At 60.7% G+C, this 15,895-nt stretch carries 18 protein-coding genes; 13 read left to right on the forward strand and 5 right to left on the reverse strand.

Translation table 11 applies throughout. The features are described 5' to 3' along the window. Positions 1-518 precede the first annotated feature (518 nt). The 3 genes from RPMA_RS23580 to RPMA_RS23590 all read left to right on the forward strand — a co-directional run bounded on the left by RPMA_RS23580 (position 519) and on the right by RPMA_RS23590 (position 2,863). Entirely contained in the window at positions 519-2,039 is a 1,521-nt protein-coding gene (locus tag RPMA_RS23580; RefSeq protein WP_211910084.1) for a DEAD/DEAH box helicase, read from the forward strand. 25 nt (positions 2,040-2,064) lie between these two features. Beyond that, complete coding sequence (gene infA, locus RPMA_RS23585) at positions 2,065-2,346, forward strand: translation initiation factor IF-1 (protein ID WP_211910085.1); 282 nt, start codon at positions 2,065-2,067, stop codon at positions 2,344-2,346. Between the two features lie 304 nt (positions 2,347-2,650). Further along, positions 2,651-2,863: a cold-shock protein gene (locus tag RPMA_RS23590; RefSeq protein ID WP_002714433.1), complete on the forward strand. Its 213-nt coding sequence runs from the start codon at positions 2,651-2,653 to the stop codon at positions 2,861-2,863. A 113-nt stretch (positions 2,864-2,976) separates the two neighbouring features. Here RPMA_RS23590 and RPMA_RS23595 read toward each other — a convergent pair whose 3' ends face one another. The 4 genes from RPMA_RS23595 to RPMA_RS23610 all read right to left on the reverse strand — a co-directional run bounded on the left by RPMA_RS23595 (position 2,977) and on the right by RPMA_RS23610 (position 5,816). Then, on the reverse strand, positions 2,977-3,585 hold the full coding sequence (locus RPMA_RS23595; RefSeq protein WP_211910086.1) for a TadE/TadG family type IV pilus assembly protein: 609 nt from the start codon (positions 3,583-3,585) through the stop codon (positions 2,977-2,979). A gap of 11 nt (positions 3,586-3,596) precedes the next feature. Next, entirely contained in the window at positions 3,597-4,142 is a 546-nt protein-coding gene (locus RPMA_RS23600; protein ID WP_211910087.1) for a TadE/TadG family type IV pilus assembly protein, read from the reverse strand. Between the two features lie 164 nt (positions 4,143-4,306). After that, positions 4,307-4,813: a pilus assembly protein N-terminal domain-containing protein gene (locus tag RPMA_RS23605; protein WP_211910088.1), complete on the reverse strand. Its 507-nt coding sequence runs from the start codon at positions 4,811-4,813 to the stop codon at positions 4,307-4,309. A gap of 157 nt (positions 4,814-4,970) precedes the next feature. Next, the gene (locus tag RPMA_RS23610; RefSeq protein WP_211910089.1) at positions 4,971-5,816 is read right to left on the reverse strand and encodes a sterol desaturase family protein; all 846 of its coding nucleotides are present in this window, start codon (positions 5,814-5,816) and stop codon (positions 4,971-4,973) included. A 287-nt stretch (positions 5,817-6,103) separates the two neighbouring features. On the opposite strand from RPMA_RS23610, the gene RPMA_RS23615 reads away from it, so the two are divergent. From RPMA_RS23615 to RPMA_RS23655, 10 genes are all read left to right on the forward strand, one after another. Then, positions 6,104-6,268 carry a Flp family type IVb pilin gene (locus RPMA_RS23615; RefSeq protein WP_211910090.1) on the forward strand — a complete coding sequence of 55 codons (165 nt, stop codon included), beginning with the start codon at positions 6,104-6,106 and terminating at the stop codon, positions 6,266-6,268. A gap of 94 nt (positions 6,269-6,362) precedes the next feature. Then, on the forward strand, positions 6,363-6,497 hold the full coding sequence (locus tag RPMA_RS28290; protein ID WP_256438172.1) for a hypothetical protein: 135 nt from the start codon (positions 6,363-6,365) through the stop codon (positions 6,495-6,497). A 73-nt stretch (positions 6,498-6,570) separates the two neighbouring features. Then, positions 6,571-7,095 (forward strand): A24 family peptidase, encoded by a 525-nt coding sequence (locus tag RPMA_RS23620; RefSeq protein WP_211910091.1) that lies wholly within the window; start codon positions 6,571-6,573, stop codon positions 7,093-7,095. A gap of 121 nt (positions 7,096-7,216) precedes the next feature. Beyond that, complete coding sequence (gene cpaB, locus RPMA_RS23625; RefSeq protein ID WP_211910092.1) at positions 7,217-8,011, forward strand: Flp pilus assembly protein CpaB; 795 nt, start codon at positions 7,217-7,219, stop codon at positions 8,009-8,011. 14 nt (positions 8,012-8,025) lie between these two features. Next, positions 8,026-9,477: a type II and III secretion system protein family protein gene (locus tag RPMA_RS23630; RefSeq protein ID WP_408056464.1), complete on the forward strand. Its 1,452-nt coding sequence runs from the start codon at positions 8,026-8,028 to the stop codon at positions 9,475-9,477. A 13-nt stretch (positions 9,478-9,490) separates the two neighbouring features. Then, complete coding sequence (locus tag RPMA_RS23635) at positions 9,491-10,234, forward strand: CpaD family pilus assembly protein (RefSeq protein WP_211910093.1); 744 nt, start codon at positions 9,491-9,493, stop codon at positions 10,232-10,234. Then, positions 10,231-11,502 (forward strand): AAA family ATPase, encoded by a 1,272-nt coding sequence (locus RPMA_RS23640; RefSeq protein ID WP_211910094.1) that lies wholly within the window; start codon positions 10,231-10,233, stop codon positions 11,500-11,502. Before RPMA_RS23635 ends, RPMA_RS23640 begins: the two co-directional genes overlap by 4 nt. Positions 11,503-11,523: 21 nt before the next feature. Then, positions 11,524-12,975 carry a CpaF family protein gene (locus tag RPMA_RS23645; protein WP_211910095.1) on the forward strand — a complete coding sequence of 484 codons (1,452 nt, stop codon included), beginning with the start codon at positions 11,524-11,526 and terminating at the stop codon, positions 12,973-12,975. Positions 12,976-12,986: 11 nt separating this feature from the next. Then, complete coding sequence (locus RPMA_RS23650) at positions 12,987-13,961, forward strand: type II secretion system F family protein (protein WP_211910096.1); 975 nt, start codon at positions 12,987-12,989, stop codon at positions 13,959-13,961. Between the two features lie 9 nt (positions 13,962-13,970). Next, the gene (locus RPMA_RS23655) at positions 13,971-14,945 is read left to right on the forward strand and encodes a type II secretion system F family protein (RefSeq protein WP_211910097.1); all 975 of its coding nucleotides are present in this window, start codon (positions 13,971-13,973) and stop codon (positions 14,943-14,945) included. A gap of 37 nt (positions 14,946-14,982) precedes the next feature. Here RPMA_RS23655 and RPMA_RS23660 read toward each other — a convergent pair whose 3' ends face one another. Beyond that, entirely contained in the window at positions 14,983-15,792 is an 810-nt protein-coding gene (locus tag RPMA_RS23660; RefSeq protein WP_211910098.1) for a tetratricopeptide repeat protein, read from the reverse strand. Positions 15,793-15,895 lie beyond the last annotated feature (103 nt).

Raw genomic sequence — 15,895 nt, forward strand, 5'->3', positions numbered from 1 at the left:
CGAATTCACTGCGAACGGCCCCACGGCCGGACACCCAAGGAATCGCAAGAAGTGTGCCAGCACCCCTTTGCTCGTTAAGTTATTGGTAAGTCTGCATCATTTTAGATCGCTGTCATGACCACAAAATCATCTCGCTTATTTCGTGTGCAATATTTTTGACCACGGCCACGGCAATCAGCCTAAATCGAGTGCAAAATTGATGCCTGTCTAAATTTCTCGCAGCGGCAATTGAGCACACGGCTCGGCTGCGAAGGTTTCATCTTGAATCCGCCCCGATCGTGTTCCATATGATCCAGCACGACCTTGAGAATCATCGGGTCCTTGCGAGCCGCGTGTTCTGATCCCGCCTTCCTCTGATTGATTTCCAGAGCACCAGCGGTTTCTGGCTTGCCTCTTCAGCTAACCAGAATGACGCCCCAAACACGCGGGTGTCCCCAAGACACACTCGTGTGCGCCTCTGATATCCCACCTGGGCATATCGGCCGGGCGCGATACGCCTTTATGGAAAGACCACTCTTTTGACCACCTTCCAGGAATTCGGCCTCGCCGATCCCATTACCCGTGCGCTCAAGGAAGAAAACTACACCACGCCGACCCCGATCCAGGCCCAGACCATCCCGATTGCCATCACCGGCAAGGACGTGATCGGCATCGCCCAGACCGGCACCGGCAAGACCGCTTCTTTCGCACTCCCGATCCTGCATCGCCTGCTCGAACACCGCGTCAAGCCGCAGCCCAAGACCTGCCGCGTGCTGGTGCTCAGCCCGACCCGTGAGCTGTCCGGCCAGATCCTCGACTCGTTCAACGCCTATGGCCGCCACATGAACCTGTCTTCGGCGCTGGCCATCGGCGGCGTGCCGATGGGCCGCCAGGTGCGCTCGCTGATGCAGGGCGTCGATGTGCTCGTCGCCACGCCCGGCCGCCTGCTCGACCTCGTGCAGGGCAATGCCCTCAAGCTGAACATGGTGGAATTCCTCGTCCTCGACGAGGCCGACCGCATGCTCGACATGGGCTTCATCAACGACATCCGTAAGGTCGTCGCGAAACTCCCGATCAAGCGCCAGACGCTGTTCTTCTCGGCCACCATGCCGAAGGACATTGCCGATCTCGCCGAGCACATGCTCAAGGATCCGGCCCGCGTCGCCGTGACCCCGGTCTCCTCGACGGTCGAACGCATCACCCAGAAGATCCTGCTGGTCGATCATTCGGCCAAGCCGTCGATCCTGTCGCAGATCCTCAAGACCGAGCAGGTCAACCGCGCACTGGTATTCACCCGCACCAAGCACGGCGCCGACAAGGTCGTGAAGAATCTTGAGCGCGCCGGCATCCCGGCCGCCGCGATCCATGGCAACAAGTCGCAGAACCACCGCGAGCGTACCCTCGCCATGTTCCGCTCCGGTGAAGTCCGCACCCTGGTCGCCACCGACATTGCCGCCCGCGGCATCGACGTGGACGGCGTGACCCATGTCGTCAATTTCGACCTGCCGAACGTGCCGGAAACCTATGTCCACCGGATCGGCCGTACGGCCCGTGCGGGCGCCGAAGGCATTGCAATCTCGCTTTGCGCGGGCGAGGAAATGGCGTATCTGCGCGATATCGAAAAACTGATCCGCGTTGCGCTTCCGAAGGAAGACCGTCGCACCCCCGGCAAGAATGACGTGGGTCCGCCGCCTTCCCAGAACCGTGGCGGTCAGCGCAACGGTCGCCCCGCCCAGCACGCCCATCGTCAGGATGGCGGCCCCGGTAACAAGAATTCGCGTAACCGTCGTCGCGGCCCCGGTGGCAATGGCGGCTCTTCGCACCAGAACCGCGATCACGCGCGGGGTGACAGCCCCCGGCACGAGAACGCAAGACTTGAGAATACAAAGCATGAGAACGTAAGGCATGAAAATGCACGGCACGAGTCGAAGCCGCGTCCCGCCCAGCAGGGTGGCGCCGGCGCCAAGGAAGGAAGCATGCAAGGCGTCGCCTTCCTTCATCGGCCGAGCCGCCCGAATTCCAACCCTTCCAATCCCAACCGCAACCAGCGTCAGCGCTAACCGCTGACCGATCTGGAGCTAATGAATGGCAAAAGAAGAGCTGATCCAGTTCGAAGGACTGGTGACCGAAATCCTTCCTGATGCACGCTATCGCGTGCAGCTCGACGCCGGACACGAAATCATTGCCTACACTGCAGGCAAGATGAAGAAGAACCGCATCAAAACCCTCGCGGGCGACCGCGTGACGATCGAGATGTCGCCTTATGATCTGGAAAAGGGCCGACTGATCTTCCGTCACAAGGACGAACGTCCGGGTGGCGGCCCGCCCCGGTCGGGCCCGCCGCGCGGCAACTTCCGTCGCCGCTAAGCGAACGGCTTCATTTCTGTCGACAGTTTACGATGCGACATCGTCTCAATTCGCGCAGGACCCCACCCGTCCTGCGCGGGATGAGCGTCGATTTCGCTCATTCGTATACTATCAAAAAATCGTGCGCGTCCGGATTGTCATAGGGAATAGCTTCCCTTAATGTAACGCAATCGATTTTCGGCCGGACGACATTATCTATACCCCGGTGCAGCCGGTCTAGACTGACGACCCTTCCAAAAATTCGATGCCACCAACCTGCGTTCAGTACGTGGGTTACTACTACTATGTTGAGAAGGGACTACTCGTGAGCATGGGAACCGTGAAGTGGTTTAACGCCACCAAGGGTTATGGATTCATTCAGCCGGACGACGGTGGCAACGATGTGTTCGTGCACATCAGCGCCGTCGAGCGCGCTGGCCTCGGCACTCTGCGCGAAGGCCAGAAGATCAGCTACGAAATCGTTGCTGATCGTCGCTCGGGCAAGTCGTCGGCTGACAATCTTCGCGCCGCTGGCTAAGCGACAATCCGCCAGCATCACGCTGCGGAATTGATCGTCCAAAATTGAAAGGCCGCATCCTCGGATGCGGCCTTTCTTTTTAGGAGCAGATCGGCGTGAAGCTGAGCTGATCGCTAGCCGCCGCTCGGCGCGCAATCCGTACCCATCATGACGCAAGTCATTTGCCGTGGCTTCGTGAAGGAACGCTCGTTGAGCGTCACGCCGGCCTTCGGCACGACCCAACCAATGGTGGGCTGATAGTTGTAATTCACCTCACCGAGAATGAGATACTGGTTCGACACCCAGTTGCCGTTCGAATCTTTTGTAACGAGATCGGCCGGCACCGAGACAACCGCATTTTTTGCCTTTTTCTCGTCCCCGCGACTCCACACGACCTTGGCCGTCTTGCTGGATGGATCGAGATAGATCTGGCTAATTGTGGCTTTCAGCTGCGTCTTGTCGTACGGCGTCAACATCGCGTCGCCGATCGTGAAGAAGTTCGTGATGTCGGCCTCCAGCACCGCGGTATAGCGCGACGTCAGATCCGACATCGACTGCGCGATCTGACTGACCTTGCGATCCACCGCAAAGCCGTTGGAGAGATCGAGCATGCCGAAGAACATGAGCAGCATCAGCGGCGCGATCATCGCGAATTCGATGGCCGCAATCCCGCTATTGTCGCGGCGGAAACCGGCTATGCGCCGGGCCAGAATGCCGACTGCAGCTTTGCGGTGAGCGTTCATGACATGCGCCATCATTGAGGACCAACCGCAGCGGTCGCTGCCAGCAGCCGTTTGCTGTTCGACGTTCCGCGGCTCACATTCGCAATATTGTAGCCGAGGCCGGTCACATAAAGCGGCCACTGATAGAAGCCACGCACGACAACCGTCTTGCTGCTCGGATAAGACGGCGGCTGATAGACGAGGCCGCCAGGGACATAGTTGCCACCGGCATCGATCGGATCGGAGATCGTGATCGTCGTCCCCGCATCGTAGGACCGGACGTCGATATCCAGTTTGTTGCAATCCATCAGCGAGGAGACACGCCCACAGATCGCCGACTTGAAGTCGGCGGCGCTCGCGCTTTGGCTCGTATAAACAAGCCGCGCGCCATCTTGAACGCCGGTCTCCAGCACCTGCCCCGCCAGGAAGACCATGCCCGTCTCCATGATCGCGAAAATCAGAGCAAAGAACATCGGAGCGATCATCGCGAATTCGACGGCAGCAGAACCGTCCTGGCTTCGACGGAAACGTCGAAGCCGCTTGGTGAACACAGCCAAAGAGATGATCGGTAACAGCATCAGCAAAACCTGAGCGGCAGAGAAATATCTACCGTCAGGGTGTACCTGAAACAGATTGTCGAAGTGTTTCGTCGAATTCAGACAAAACGGGGCGAACCGTTAACCGATCATTAACCGTCCAGACGCGCACGCGCGATCAGTGACGATCGCGCGCCGATCGACGACTAGTTGTTGGACTTGCCGATGGTGCTGGCGGTGAGCGCCTGCTGGCCGATCGCGCCCGTCTGCTCCATTGTATTCTTGAAGAACGCATCGGCATCGCCGAGCGTGACACGACGTTCGCACGTCGGGGCACAGCTATAAGATTCACGGCTCATGCCGCGATAGACCGTAACCACCTTTCCGATCGGTCCTTCGACCTGGATCATGCGGTCCATCAGCACGCCGCCAGCTCGATCCAGCGCAACGACATTGGTGGCGCCATAGCCCTTGCCGGTGACGACGACCATGCCGCCAGGCTGAAGCGAGACGTCCGCGATCAGCGGATTGCCGACGACGATGGTGGCGATCTTTTCGGGAAATTTGACGAGCTTTGCCTGATCGACGTTGACCGCGATCATGTCACTCGCAATGGCGGGAAGCCCAACCACCGGACAAAGAACAATACCGGCCGCAAGCGCCCGAACCATCAGAACCGCGGATATGCGGCTACGCAACGACTGAAATGACATCCTGTACTCCGGGGCGATACAAGCCGGCCTAAGCAGATACGCAGCGGTGCCGGCGCCCGACATGGCGAATCTGCCGTTAATTGGTGAAGGAACAGCAAACACCGGTATCGATCGATGCCACAAAAAAAGCCCGGCGCAGGCGCCGGGCTTGTTGTCTCTATTCGGCTGCAGAGCGCATTTGCCGGAAAGGATAGGCCAGCTGACCGCCAAATTCCTTGGGAAGCGGCTCGCCGTCCACCCCATAATTATCCGGCAACTGCCCCTCCGGCATCCGGAACGTGCCGAACATGATGTCCCAGATAGGAAAGGTGCCCGCAAAGTTGGTGTTGCCGCCCTGCTCCAGCGAGGTGTGATGCCAGCGATGGAAGACCGGGGTCGCAATGACATATTTGAACGGACCGAGCGTCCAGTTCAGGTTGGCGTGCACGAAGGCTGAATGGAAGGTCGTGAACGGGCCGACCCACAGCATGATGTTCGGCGAGATGCCGGCCATCAGCAAGACGACATCCACGGCGACCGTACCAAGGAAAAGATTGACCGGATGGAAGCGCGCTGCGGAGATCCACTCCACCTCTTCGGAAGAGTGATGGATGGCATGATACTTCCAGAAGCCGCCGCCGTGATACATGCGGTGGAACCAGTAGAGCAGGAAGTCGGACACGACCAGGAACAGGATGCCCTGTACCCACAGCGGCAATTGCGCCAGCGGGCCATGACCATTTTCGTAAAAGGCAATCAGCTCGTCGGCGTCATGGATGTTGAACACGACGGCAGCGCCGAGAACGAGCAAGCCGATCCGCACCACGCGCGTGATCAGCGGCACGAAAAACCAATAGCAGATATCGGTAACGATCTCCGACTTACGCCACCACGGCTTGCCGGGATTGCAGGCCCAGAAATGGGTGAGGACCGTAAAGACGACGGCAAGCACGATCGTGATCGGTACCACCTTCATGATGGTCTCGCCGAACATCGTCAGCACTTCCAAAGGCAATGTAGACATCGCGCACCTCGACGTGTTTGTGCGCTAAGGGTTACCGCCCCATGCTTAAGGACCCATAAAGCAAAACCGACAACCGCGGTGTGATGACACCTAAGTCATTCTGAATGGGCCTTAAGTAGGTATTTACCGTGCACAAGAAGAGACAAATGCAATCGACTTTCATCAATCGAATTAACCGCACTGCAATCCGAAACTCCTAGGGTTCATGCATGGTCACGGTGCTGAGAACGCCGGGGAGACCAGGCATCTACGATCGACAGCCACGTGCACTTATGGAGTTTTGCATTATGAAAAACCTTGTTTCGCGTTTCATCAAAGACGAGTCTGGCGCCACCGCAATCGAATACGGCCTGATCGCCGCCGGCATCTCGCTGGCCATCATCGCCGTCGTCAACGGTCTCGGCACCACCCTGAACACCAAGTTCGGCAACATCAACACCTCGCTCAAGTAAGCGACGTATTGATTGCAAGGAAGGCTCCGGATCTCCGGAGCCTTTTTTGTTTCTGACGGTTTCGAACACCCAGTATGAGTATCGGTGCTTCCTGATGAGACAACCCAACGCTCAACGCTCGTTCACCGACGAGCTCCGGATCTCGCTTCGCGAACCGGCCGGGATCGTCTGCGCTGCGCTCAGCCTCGCTCTCATCACCGTCATCGCCCGTATCGCGACGGTATGGTAAATTCTTTCTTGTTTTCCGATTATTCATTTCTCCCGGCTAGCGTCGATCATCCTCAGTACGGGCCGTTGACCCCATGATCCTCGATTTGACCCGTCTCCTGCTGTTTCCCGGGCTGATGGCCTATGCGGCAGTCAGCGACATCTTCACCATGACGATCTCCAACCGGATTTCGTTGCTGCTGATCGCGGGTTTCGGGTTTCTTGCATTCTTCAGCGGCATGACCCCGCATCAGGCACTCCTGCATCTCGGAGCCGGCGGAATCGTGCTGGTCGTCGCATTTGCCTGTTTCTCATTCGGCTGGATCGGCGGCGGCGACGCCAAACTGGCTGCCGTCGCGGGCCTCTGGTTCGGCTTCGATCATCTGTTGCAATATCTGGTCTATGCCTCGCTGTTCGGCGGCGCCCTGACGCTACTCCTTCTCCAGTTCCGGCAGTGGCCCCTGCCCTATGCGCTCGGCCGGCAGGATTGGTTGATGCGCCTGCATCACAAGGACACCGGAATTCCCTATGGTGTCGCGCTCGCACTCGGTGCCTTGATCGTCTATCCGGAGACGGAATGGATGAAAGCGGTCGATCTCGCACGCTTTGCGATGAACTGACTTGGTACGAAATCGTTAACGCGATTTAGATACCGGCCATTAACCATGCTTTGACGAATAACTGCTCAACTCCACACTACAGCGACGGCTGCGTCGCGGCGTAATGTGGAAAGTGAAGCGTATGAATACCGCACGCATTGTGGTCCTCGCCATTGCACTCGGCGCTGGCAGTGTGGCGCTGTATCTCGCGAGCTCGTCCGACGGCCCGCCTCCACCGCCTCAGGTCGCTGAACTCCCGACGACAGATGTTCTGGTCGCCAAGGGCGACATTGCGCTCGGTCAGGCGATCGGCGCCGACGACATGCAGTGGCAGTCCTGGCCGACCAGCGCTGCAAGCACCAATGTGATTGCGCGCAACGCCCGGCCGGAAGCGATGACGCAGATGGCCGGTGCGATTGCGCGTTCACCTTTCATTGCAGGAGAGCCGATCCGCGAAGCCAAACTTGTGCGCGCGAACGGCGCCGGCTTCATGGCCGCCGTGCTGCCATCGGGCATGCGCGCAGTCTCCACCGAAATCTCGCCGGAAACCGGCGCAGGCGGCTTCATCCTGCCGAATGACCGCGTCGATGTGATCCTCTCGAAGCGCGACAAGGGCCCCGACAGCAACACGCCCGATGGCGTCATGTCCGAGATCATTCTCAGCAATATCCGTGTTCTGGCCATCGACCAGGCACCGAAGGAAAAGGACGGCCAGAATACGGTCGTCGGCAAGACCGCAACGCTCGAACTGAAGCCGGAGCAAGCCGAACTACTCGCCCGCGCACGCCAGAGCGGAACGCTGTCGCTGGCACTGCGCGCGCTGGCCGACGCCAACGCGCCAGAGACTCCGAGCGAAGACACCGACACCCGCAAGCGGGGTAGCACCGTCAATATCGTTCGTTACGGCATTCCGTCGACCGCAACGATCACGAAGTGACAAGGACGCAGACGATGAAGCGCATGACCACGAGCGGATCGATGCAGAGCTTTCTGGCTCGCGTCCTATCGGTGACGGCAGTCGCCGCGCTGTCGTTCGGCACCGCTACCCCATCCGTGCTTGCGGCCGACTACGCCGCCAATCAGATGGGAAGCTCCGGCCGATTGAACGCGCAGTTCCTGCCACTCGGCATCGGCAAGTCCACGGTGATCGACCTGCCGCGTGACATCAAGGATGTGCTGGTCGCCGATCCCAAGATCGCCAATGCTGTTATCCGTTCCGCACAGCGCGCTTACATCATCGGCGCGACGGTGGGACAGACCAACATCATCTTCTTCGACAGCGCCGGGCAGCAAATCGCAGCCTATGACATTGCGGTCACCCGTGATCTGAACGGCATCCGCGCTGCCCTGCGGCAGAATCTGCCGACAGCCGACATTCGCGTCGAAGGTCTGGGCGATGGCATCATGCTGTCCGGTTCGGCAGCGAGCCAGGAGGAAGCGCAGCAGGCCGTGAACCTTGCCGCGCGCCTCGCAGGCAGCACCGACAAGGTGGTCAACAGCATCGCCGTACGCGGACGCGATCAGGTGATGCTGAAGGTCACGGTCGCCGAAGTTCAGCGCAACATCGTCAAGCAGCTCGGCGTCGATCTGTCGGGCCGATTGAGCTACGGGACGGCGGTTGTCAATTTCAACAATGTGAACCCATTCACTGCGAACGGACGGACCCTGGTGGATGGCAACGCCATCTCCGCCGCGTTCGGCGGCGCCGTCCCGTCCGTCACGGCGACGTTGAAGGCGATGGAGAATGCGGGCGTGATCCGCACGCTGGCCGAGCCGAGCCTGACGGCGATCTCCGGAGAAACCGCCAACTTCCTGGCCGGCGGCGAATTCCCGGTTCCCGGCGGCAACACCTGCGACCCGACCACGCGGATTTGTACGACGCAAATCAACTTCAAGAAGTTCGGTATCTCGCTTGGCTTCACGCCGGTCGTCCTGAGCGAAGGCCGCATCAGCCTGCGCGTTGCGACGGAAGTCTCCGAACTGTCGCAGGAAAATTCGGTGACGATCAGCGGCACATCGATTCCCGCCATCAAGACCAATCGCGCCGACACCACGCTCGAGATTCCGTCGGGCGGCTCGATGGCCATGGCCGGATTGATCAAGCAGCAGACGAAGCAGGCGATGAGCGGCCTTCCCGGCATGTCGCAGGTGCCGGTGCTCGGCGCGCTGTTCAAGAGCCGCGACTATGTGAACAACAACACCGAGCTGATGGTCATCGTGACGCCCTATATCGTGCGCGCCGTGGCCCAGAAGGACCTGTCGCGCCCCGACGACGGTTTCGTGGATGCATCGGATCCGCAGGCTGATCTCCTCGGCAGCGTCAATCGCATCTACGGCGCCCCCGGTCGCCGTGCCGAGCCCGCACGCGGCTATCGCGGCGCTTTTGGTTTCATCACGGATTGAGGCGGGACATCTCATGACAACGACCAGCAAGAATCTGACCCGTCTGCAACGCAACGTCGCTTTCGTCAGCGCTGTGCTCGGCGCAACAATCGCACTCGGCGGCTGCAAGACTGTCGCTCAGGAGCGCGGCCTCGCGGCGCCGGAAGATTATCGCTTGCGGCATCCTATCGTGGTCGAAGAGCGGCTGCGCAACACCGAGGTGTTTGTGGGGAGTGCGCGCGGTGGATTGACCGCGACACAGCGCGCTGACGTCATCGCGGTCGGCCAGAACTGGCTGCGCGAAGGCACCGGCGTCATCACCATCGAGGTCCCGGCCAATACGCCGAATGCGCGTGCCGCGAAGGACTCCAATCGCGAGATCCACGCGCTTCTGGCCGCCACGGGCGTCCCGGCCCAGGGCGTCGCCACACGCAATTACACGCCGAAAGATCCGGCGTTGTTTGCCACCATTCGCGTCAGCTATCCCTTGATCGGCGCGACCGCGGGTCCGTGCGGCACCTGGCCGGACGACCTCGGTGCGTCCATCAAGAACAGGGCCTATTTCGCCAATAAGCCCTACTACAATCTCGGCTGTGCCTCGCAGCGCAATCTCGCAGCGATGGTCGCCAATCCGTCGGATCTCGTGCAGCCACGTCCGGAAGGACCGGTCTACGCCGCGCGCCGCACCTTCGGGCTTGAGAAGTATCGCCAAGGCCAAACGACAACCACCTCTTATCCGGATGCGGATAAGAACAAGATCAGCACTGTGGGCCAATGATCAATTACGCGCAAAAAGCACCCGACGAGCAGTCTGCCGCCGCGCCGCCGCAGGCCGTGGAGGAGCACATCGCCCCCGCGCCGCGGGTGTCGATCCAGGCCTTCTGCGAGACCGTCGAAACCGCCTCTGCCGTTCAGGCCGCAGGTGAGGACCGGCGCCTGACCAAGGCTCATCTGAAAATTCAGATGGGCGGCATGGCAGCGGCCATCGAAGCCTATCGCTCGGCGCCGACGCCGAATGTGATTGTGCTCGAAACCGAGCCACGCACCGATATTCTGGCCGGCCTCGACCAGCTCGCGACCGTCTGCGATGCCGGAACCCGTGTGGTCGTCATCGGCAAGGTCAACGATGTCACGCTCTATCGCGAACTCGTGCGACGCGGCGTCAGCGACTATGTGATTGCGCCCGTCGTCACGATTGACGTCGTTCGTGCGATCTGCGGCCTGTTTTCTGCGCCCGAAGCCAAGGCGGTCGGCCGCATCATTGCTGTCGTCGGCGCCAAGGGTGGTGTCGGTGCGTCCACCATCGCCCATAATGTCGCCTGGGCGATCGCGCGCGATCTTGCCCTCGACTCGGTCGTCGCAGACCTGGACCTCGCTTTCGGGACCGCCGGGCTCGACTACAATCAGGATCCGCCGCAGGGGATCGCCGACGCTGTTTTCTCACCAGATCGCGTCGATACCGCCTTCATCGACCGCCTGTTGTCGAAGTGCACCGATCACCTCAGCCTGCTCGCGGCGCCAGCGACGCTGGAACGTGTCTACGACTTCGGCACCGAAGCCTTCGACTCGATCTTCGACACGCTCCGCTCGACCATGCCGTGCATCGTGCTCGACGTTCCGCATCAGTGGTCGGGATGGACCAAGCGTGCACTCGTTGGTGCCGACGACATCCTCATTGTTGCATCACCGGACCTGGCGAACCTGCGCAACACCAAGAACATGTACGACCTGATCAAGGCGTCGCGGCCGAATGATCGGCCACCGCTCTACTGCCTCAATCAGGTCGGCGTGCCGAAACGGCCGGAAATCAGCGCTTCGGAGTTTGCGAAGGCCATCGAAACACCGCCGATCGCAACGATCCCGTTCGATCCGCAGATGTTCGGCGCGGCAGCCAATAATGGCCAGATGATCGCGGAAGTGTCTCCGGGTCATCGCACCACGGATATCTTTCTGCAGATTGCCCAGCGGCTCACGGGCCGCGGCGAAACGAAGAAACCGAAGGGGTCGTTCCTGGCTCCCTTCCTGGAAAAGTTGCGGTCGAAGTAATCAGCCGCAAGGAGTTGTGTGGTGTTTGGTAAGCGTAGCGGAACAGAGACGGACAATCGTGCCCCCCGACCGGCCCATGCGCCGGCGGCCGCCTCGAGCGCGCCGCCTATGGCTGCACCTGCCGTCTCGTCGCCACCGCTGTCGCCGGCCCGCGCCCCTGCCGCGCCGCCCGTCGCCGAGCGTCGTTCGGACAACTACTATCAGGTCAAGGCTACGATCTTCGGCGCCCTGATCGAAGCGATCGACCTCGCCCAGCTCGCCAAACTCGACAGCGAGTCCGCGCGCGAGGAAATCCGCGACATCGTCAACGAAATCATCGCGATCAAGAACATCGTGATGTCGATCGCCGAGCAGGAAGAGTTGCTCGACGATATCTGCAACGACGTGCTCGGCTATGGACCGCTTGAGCCGCTGCTGGCGCGTGACGACATCGCCGACATCATGGTCAACGGTGCCGGCACGGTGTTCATCGAAGTCGCCGGCCGCATCCAGAAGACCGGCATTCGTTTCCGCGACAATCAGCAGCTTCTGAACATCTGCCAGCGCATCGTCAGCCAGGTCGGCCGCCGCGTCGATGAGTCCTCGCCGATCTGCGACGCCCGCCTCGCCGACGGTTCGCGCGTCAATGCCATCGTGCCGCCACTCGCCATCGACGGCCCCGCACTGACCATTCGTAAGTTCAAGAAGGACAAGCTGACGCTCGACCAGCTTGTGAAGTTCGGCGCGATCTCCCCCGAAGGCGCGGAGATCCTGCAGGTCATCGGCCGTTGCCGCGCCAATGTGCTGATTTCCGGCGGCACCGGCTCCGGCAAAACGACGCTCTTGAATTGCCTGACCAACTATATCGACGAAGACGAACGTGTCATCACCTGCGAAGACGCCGCGGAACTGCAATTGCAGCAGCCTCATGTGGTCCGCCTGGAAACCCGCCCTCCGAATATCGAAGGCGAAGGCCAGGTCACCATGCGCGAGCTCGTCCGCAACTGCCTGCGTATGCGCCCCGAACGCATCATCGTCGGCGAAGTCCGCGGCCCCGAGGCATTCGATCTGTTGCAGGCGATGAATACGGGCCATGACGGCTCGATGGGTACGCTGCACGCCAATAATCCGCGCGAAGCCCTGTCGCGTTGCGAATCCATGATCACCATGGGCGGGTTCTCGCTGCCATCGCGCACGATTCGCGAAATGATCTGCGCATCCATCGACGTCATCGTGCAAGCTGCCCGTCTGCGCGACGGTTCGCGCCGCATCACCCACATCACCGAGGTGATGGGCATGGAAGGCGAGACGATCATCACCCAGGATCTATTCCTCTACGATATCGTCGGTGAGGACGCCAACGGCAACATCATCGGGCGACATCGGTCGACCGGCATTGGCCGCCCGAAATTCTGGGAACGCGCGCGATATTACGGTGAAGAGAAGCGACTTGCTGCAGCGCTGGACGCTGCAGAAGTCGCACCGATGGCATAGAGGAGCAGCCGATGAACTTGCAGGCGCTCGCATTGGCTTTCATGGCCACCGTCGCGGTCGGTGGATTGGCCTGGGTCTTCCTGTACCCGCAATTGTCCGGAGAGAAAAAGGCGGAGGCGCGTCGCGCATCCGTCGCTCGCGCAGAGCCCGTTGCCCGCCAGGCTGATCGGGCGCAGCGGTCCAAGCGCGATCAGGTGGAAAGCTCGCTGAAAGAAGTCGAAGCGCGCAACAAGGAGCAGAAGCGCGTTCCGCTTGCGATCCGGATCCAGCAGGCTGGCCTGGCCTGGACCGACCAGAAATTCCTGGTGATCTCCGCTGTGCTCGGCGGCTTCGCATTCCTGATGACGATCCTGTTCGGTGGCGGCCTGCTGGCGGCTGGTGGCCTCGCTTTCGCTGCGGGCTTCGGCCTGCCGCGCTGGATGCTCGGCTTTCTCAAGAAGCGGCGCGAGGCGGCCTTCCTGAAGGCCTTGCCGGACGCGGTCGATGTCATCGTGCGCGGCATCAAGGCCGGACTTCCGTTGTTCGATTCGATCAAGGTCGTGGCCGCGGACACACCGGAGCCGCTGCGCAGCGAATTCAACGCCATCATCGAAACCCAGACCATCGGCATGCCGCTGGGTGAAGCCTGTGCGCGCTTGTATGAGCGCATGCCGTTGCCGGAAGCCAACTTCTTCGGCATCGTCATCGCCATCCAGCAGAAATCGGGCGGCAATCTCTCGGAAGCGCTGGGCAACCTCTCCAAGGTGCTGCGCGACCGCAAGAAGATGGCCGAGAAGATCCAGGCGATGTCGATGGAAGCCAAAGCCTCCGCCGGCATCATCGGCTCGTTGCCGCCCATCGTGATGCTGCTCGTCTATCTCAGCACGCCCGATTACATTTCGATCTTGTGGACTCATCCGACAGGTCGGCTGATGCTGGCCGGCTGCGTGGTGTGGATGTCGTGCGGCATCTTCGTCATGAAGAAGATGATCAACTTCGACTTCTGATGGTGAAGCATGGTTGATATCCTGATCGCGAAAATTCACGATACCCGCTTCATGATGATGATCATGGCGGCTATCGCAGTGACAGCGACCGCCTATACGCTGCTGACGCCCTTCTTTGCCGGCGACGGGCTTGCCAAGCGCATGAAGGCGGTGGCCAGCGAGCGCGAGCGCATCCGCCAGCGTGAGCGCGATCGCATGAGCGCCAACGGCAAAGTGTCGTTGCGCCAGTCACCGAAGCAGTTGGTCTCCAAGGTCGTCACCGACTTCAACCTCGGAAAATGGCTGGCGCAGGAAGCGGCGCTCGACAAGCTTGTCATGGCTGGCTATCGCGGCCAGGCGCCTTACGTCACCTTCCTGTTCTTCCGCGCCGTGACGCCGCTGCTGTTTCTCGCTTTCGCGATTCTCTATGTGTTCGTCATTTCACACATGGAACAGTCCACACCGATCAAGATCGGCATGTGTCTGGGCGCTGCCTGGCTCGGCATGCAGGCTCCGATGATTTTCCTGAAAAATGCGATTTCGAAGCGCCAGCTTTCGATCCGCCGTGCCTTTCCCGATGCACTCGATCTGCTGCTGATCTGTATCGAGTCCGGCATGTCGATCGAGGTTGCGTTCCGGCGCGTCTCCGTCGAAATCGCTTCGCAGTCGGTCGCATTGGCCGAGGAATTCACGCTCACGACCGCTGAGCTGTCCTATCTGCAGGACCGCAAGATCGCCTATGAGAATCTAGCGAAGCGTACCGGCCTGGAAGGCGTCAAGTCGGTCTGTCTCGCACTGATGCAGTCGGAGCGCTACGGCACGCCGCTGGGCCAGAGCCTGCGCGTGATGGCGCAGGAAAATCGCGACATGCGCATGAACGAGGCGGAAAAGAAGGCCGCGGCGCTGCCTCCGAAGCTCACCGTGCCAATGATCCTGTTCTTCCTGCCGGTGCTGTTCGTCGTCATTCTCGGACCGACCGGCATCAAGGTCGCAGCGATGCAATAGGCGTCAGGCGCCTTGAGCGCCTGAATTGTGCTTGCGATCAGGACCTCTGTGGACCGTCGCCACGCGCACCGGCCTGCGGCGCGCCCTTGTTGTTCAGCATCTGCTTGAGATACGCGACATTGGCTGCGGCCTCGTCCGGCGGCAGGTCCGCACGCACGATCGTCTCTGCTTCACCGAAGCGCCCCTGCAGGCCGACCACGAGGCCGAGATTCTGCCGGACCCGGGGATCCACGCCGCCGCGGCCATAGGCACGGCGCAGTGTGGCCTCGGCTTGCTGCAGATCTTTTGACAGCATGTAGGACAGGCCGAGATTCGACAGCACGGACGGCTCGTCCGGCCGGATGTTCAGTGCACTCGTATAATAGCGGCGCGCCTCGTCGTGGCGCCCCATTTGATCGAGCGCGGCGCCTTGCGCGGACAGAATCCGCCAGTCCGGATTGGTCGGCGTATGCGCCGTAGCGAGCACGTCGAATGCGCGCTGGAAGTTTCCGTTATCGGCAAGCGCGCGGCCATAGCCGGCGAGCAGTGTCTTGTTGCTCGGATTGGTCAGCGTCGCCTGCTCAAACACGGCAACGGCCTGTGCGCGCTGCCCCGACGCGCGCAGCGCCTGGCCATATTGCATGGCGGCATCGGCGTCCCGTGGATTGGCGCGATAGCGTTCGCCATAGGCTTCGACACGTGACGGATCAGCGGCTGCTGCTGCCACCGGAGGCGCTTCTGCACGAGGGGTGACCGATCCCGTCACGTCCGACATACCTGCGGTCTTGCACCCGGCAAGACCTGCGGCCAAAATCGTCGTCATGGCTGCCGTAGTGAGAAACCGTGCAAGACAGAAGGGCTGACGCATGGCACTTTGACTCAACAATGGATCGACGGAACGGGAAGAATGGGTCAGCAATAGAGTGTTAACCCTAATGGCTGGTTAATCCGCACCTGTCTCGCCCATCCTG

It is taken from the genome of Tardiphaga alba (assembly GCF_018279705.1).
GTDB lineage: Bacteria > Pseudomonadota > Alphaproteobacteria > Rhizobiales > Xanthobacteraceae > Tardiphaga > Tardiphaga alba.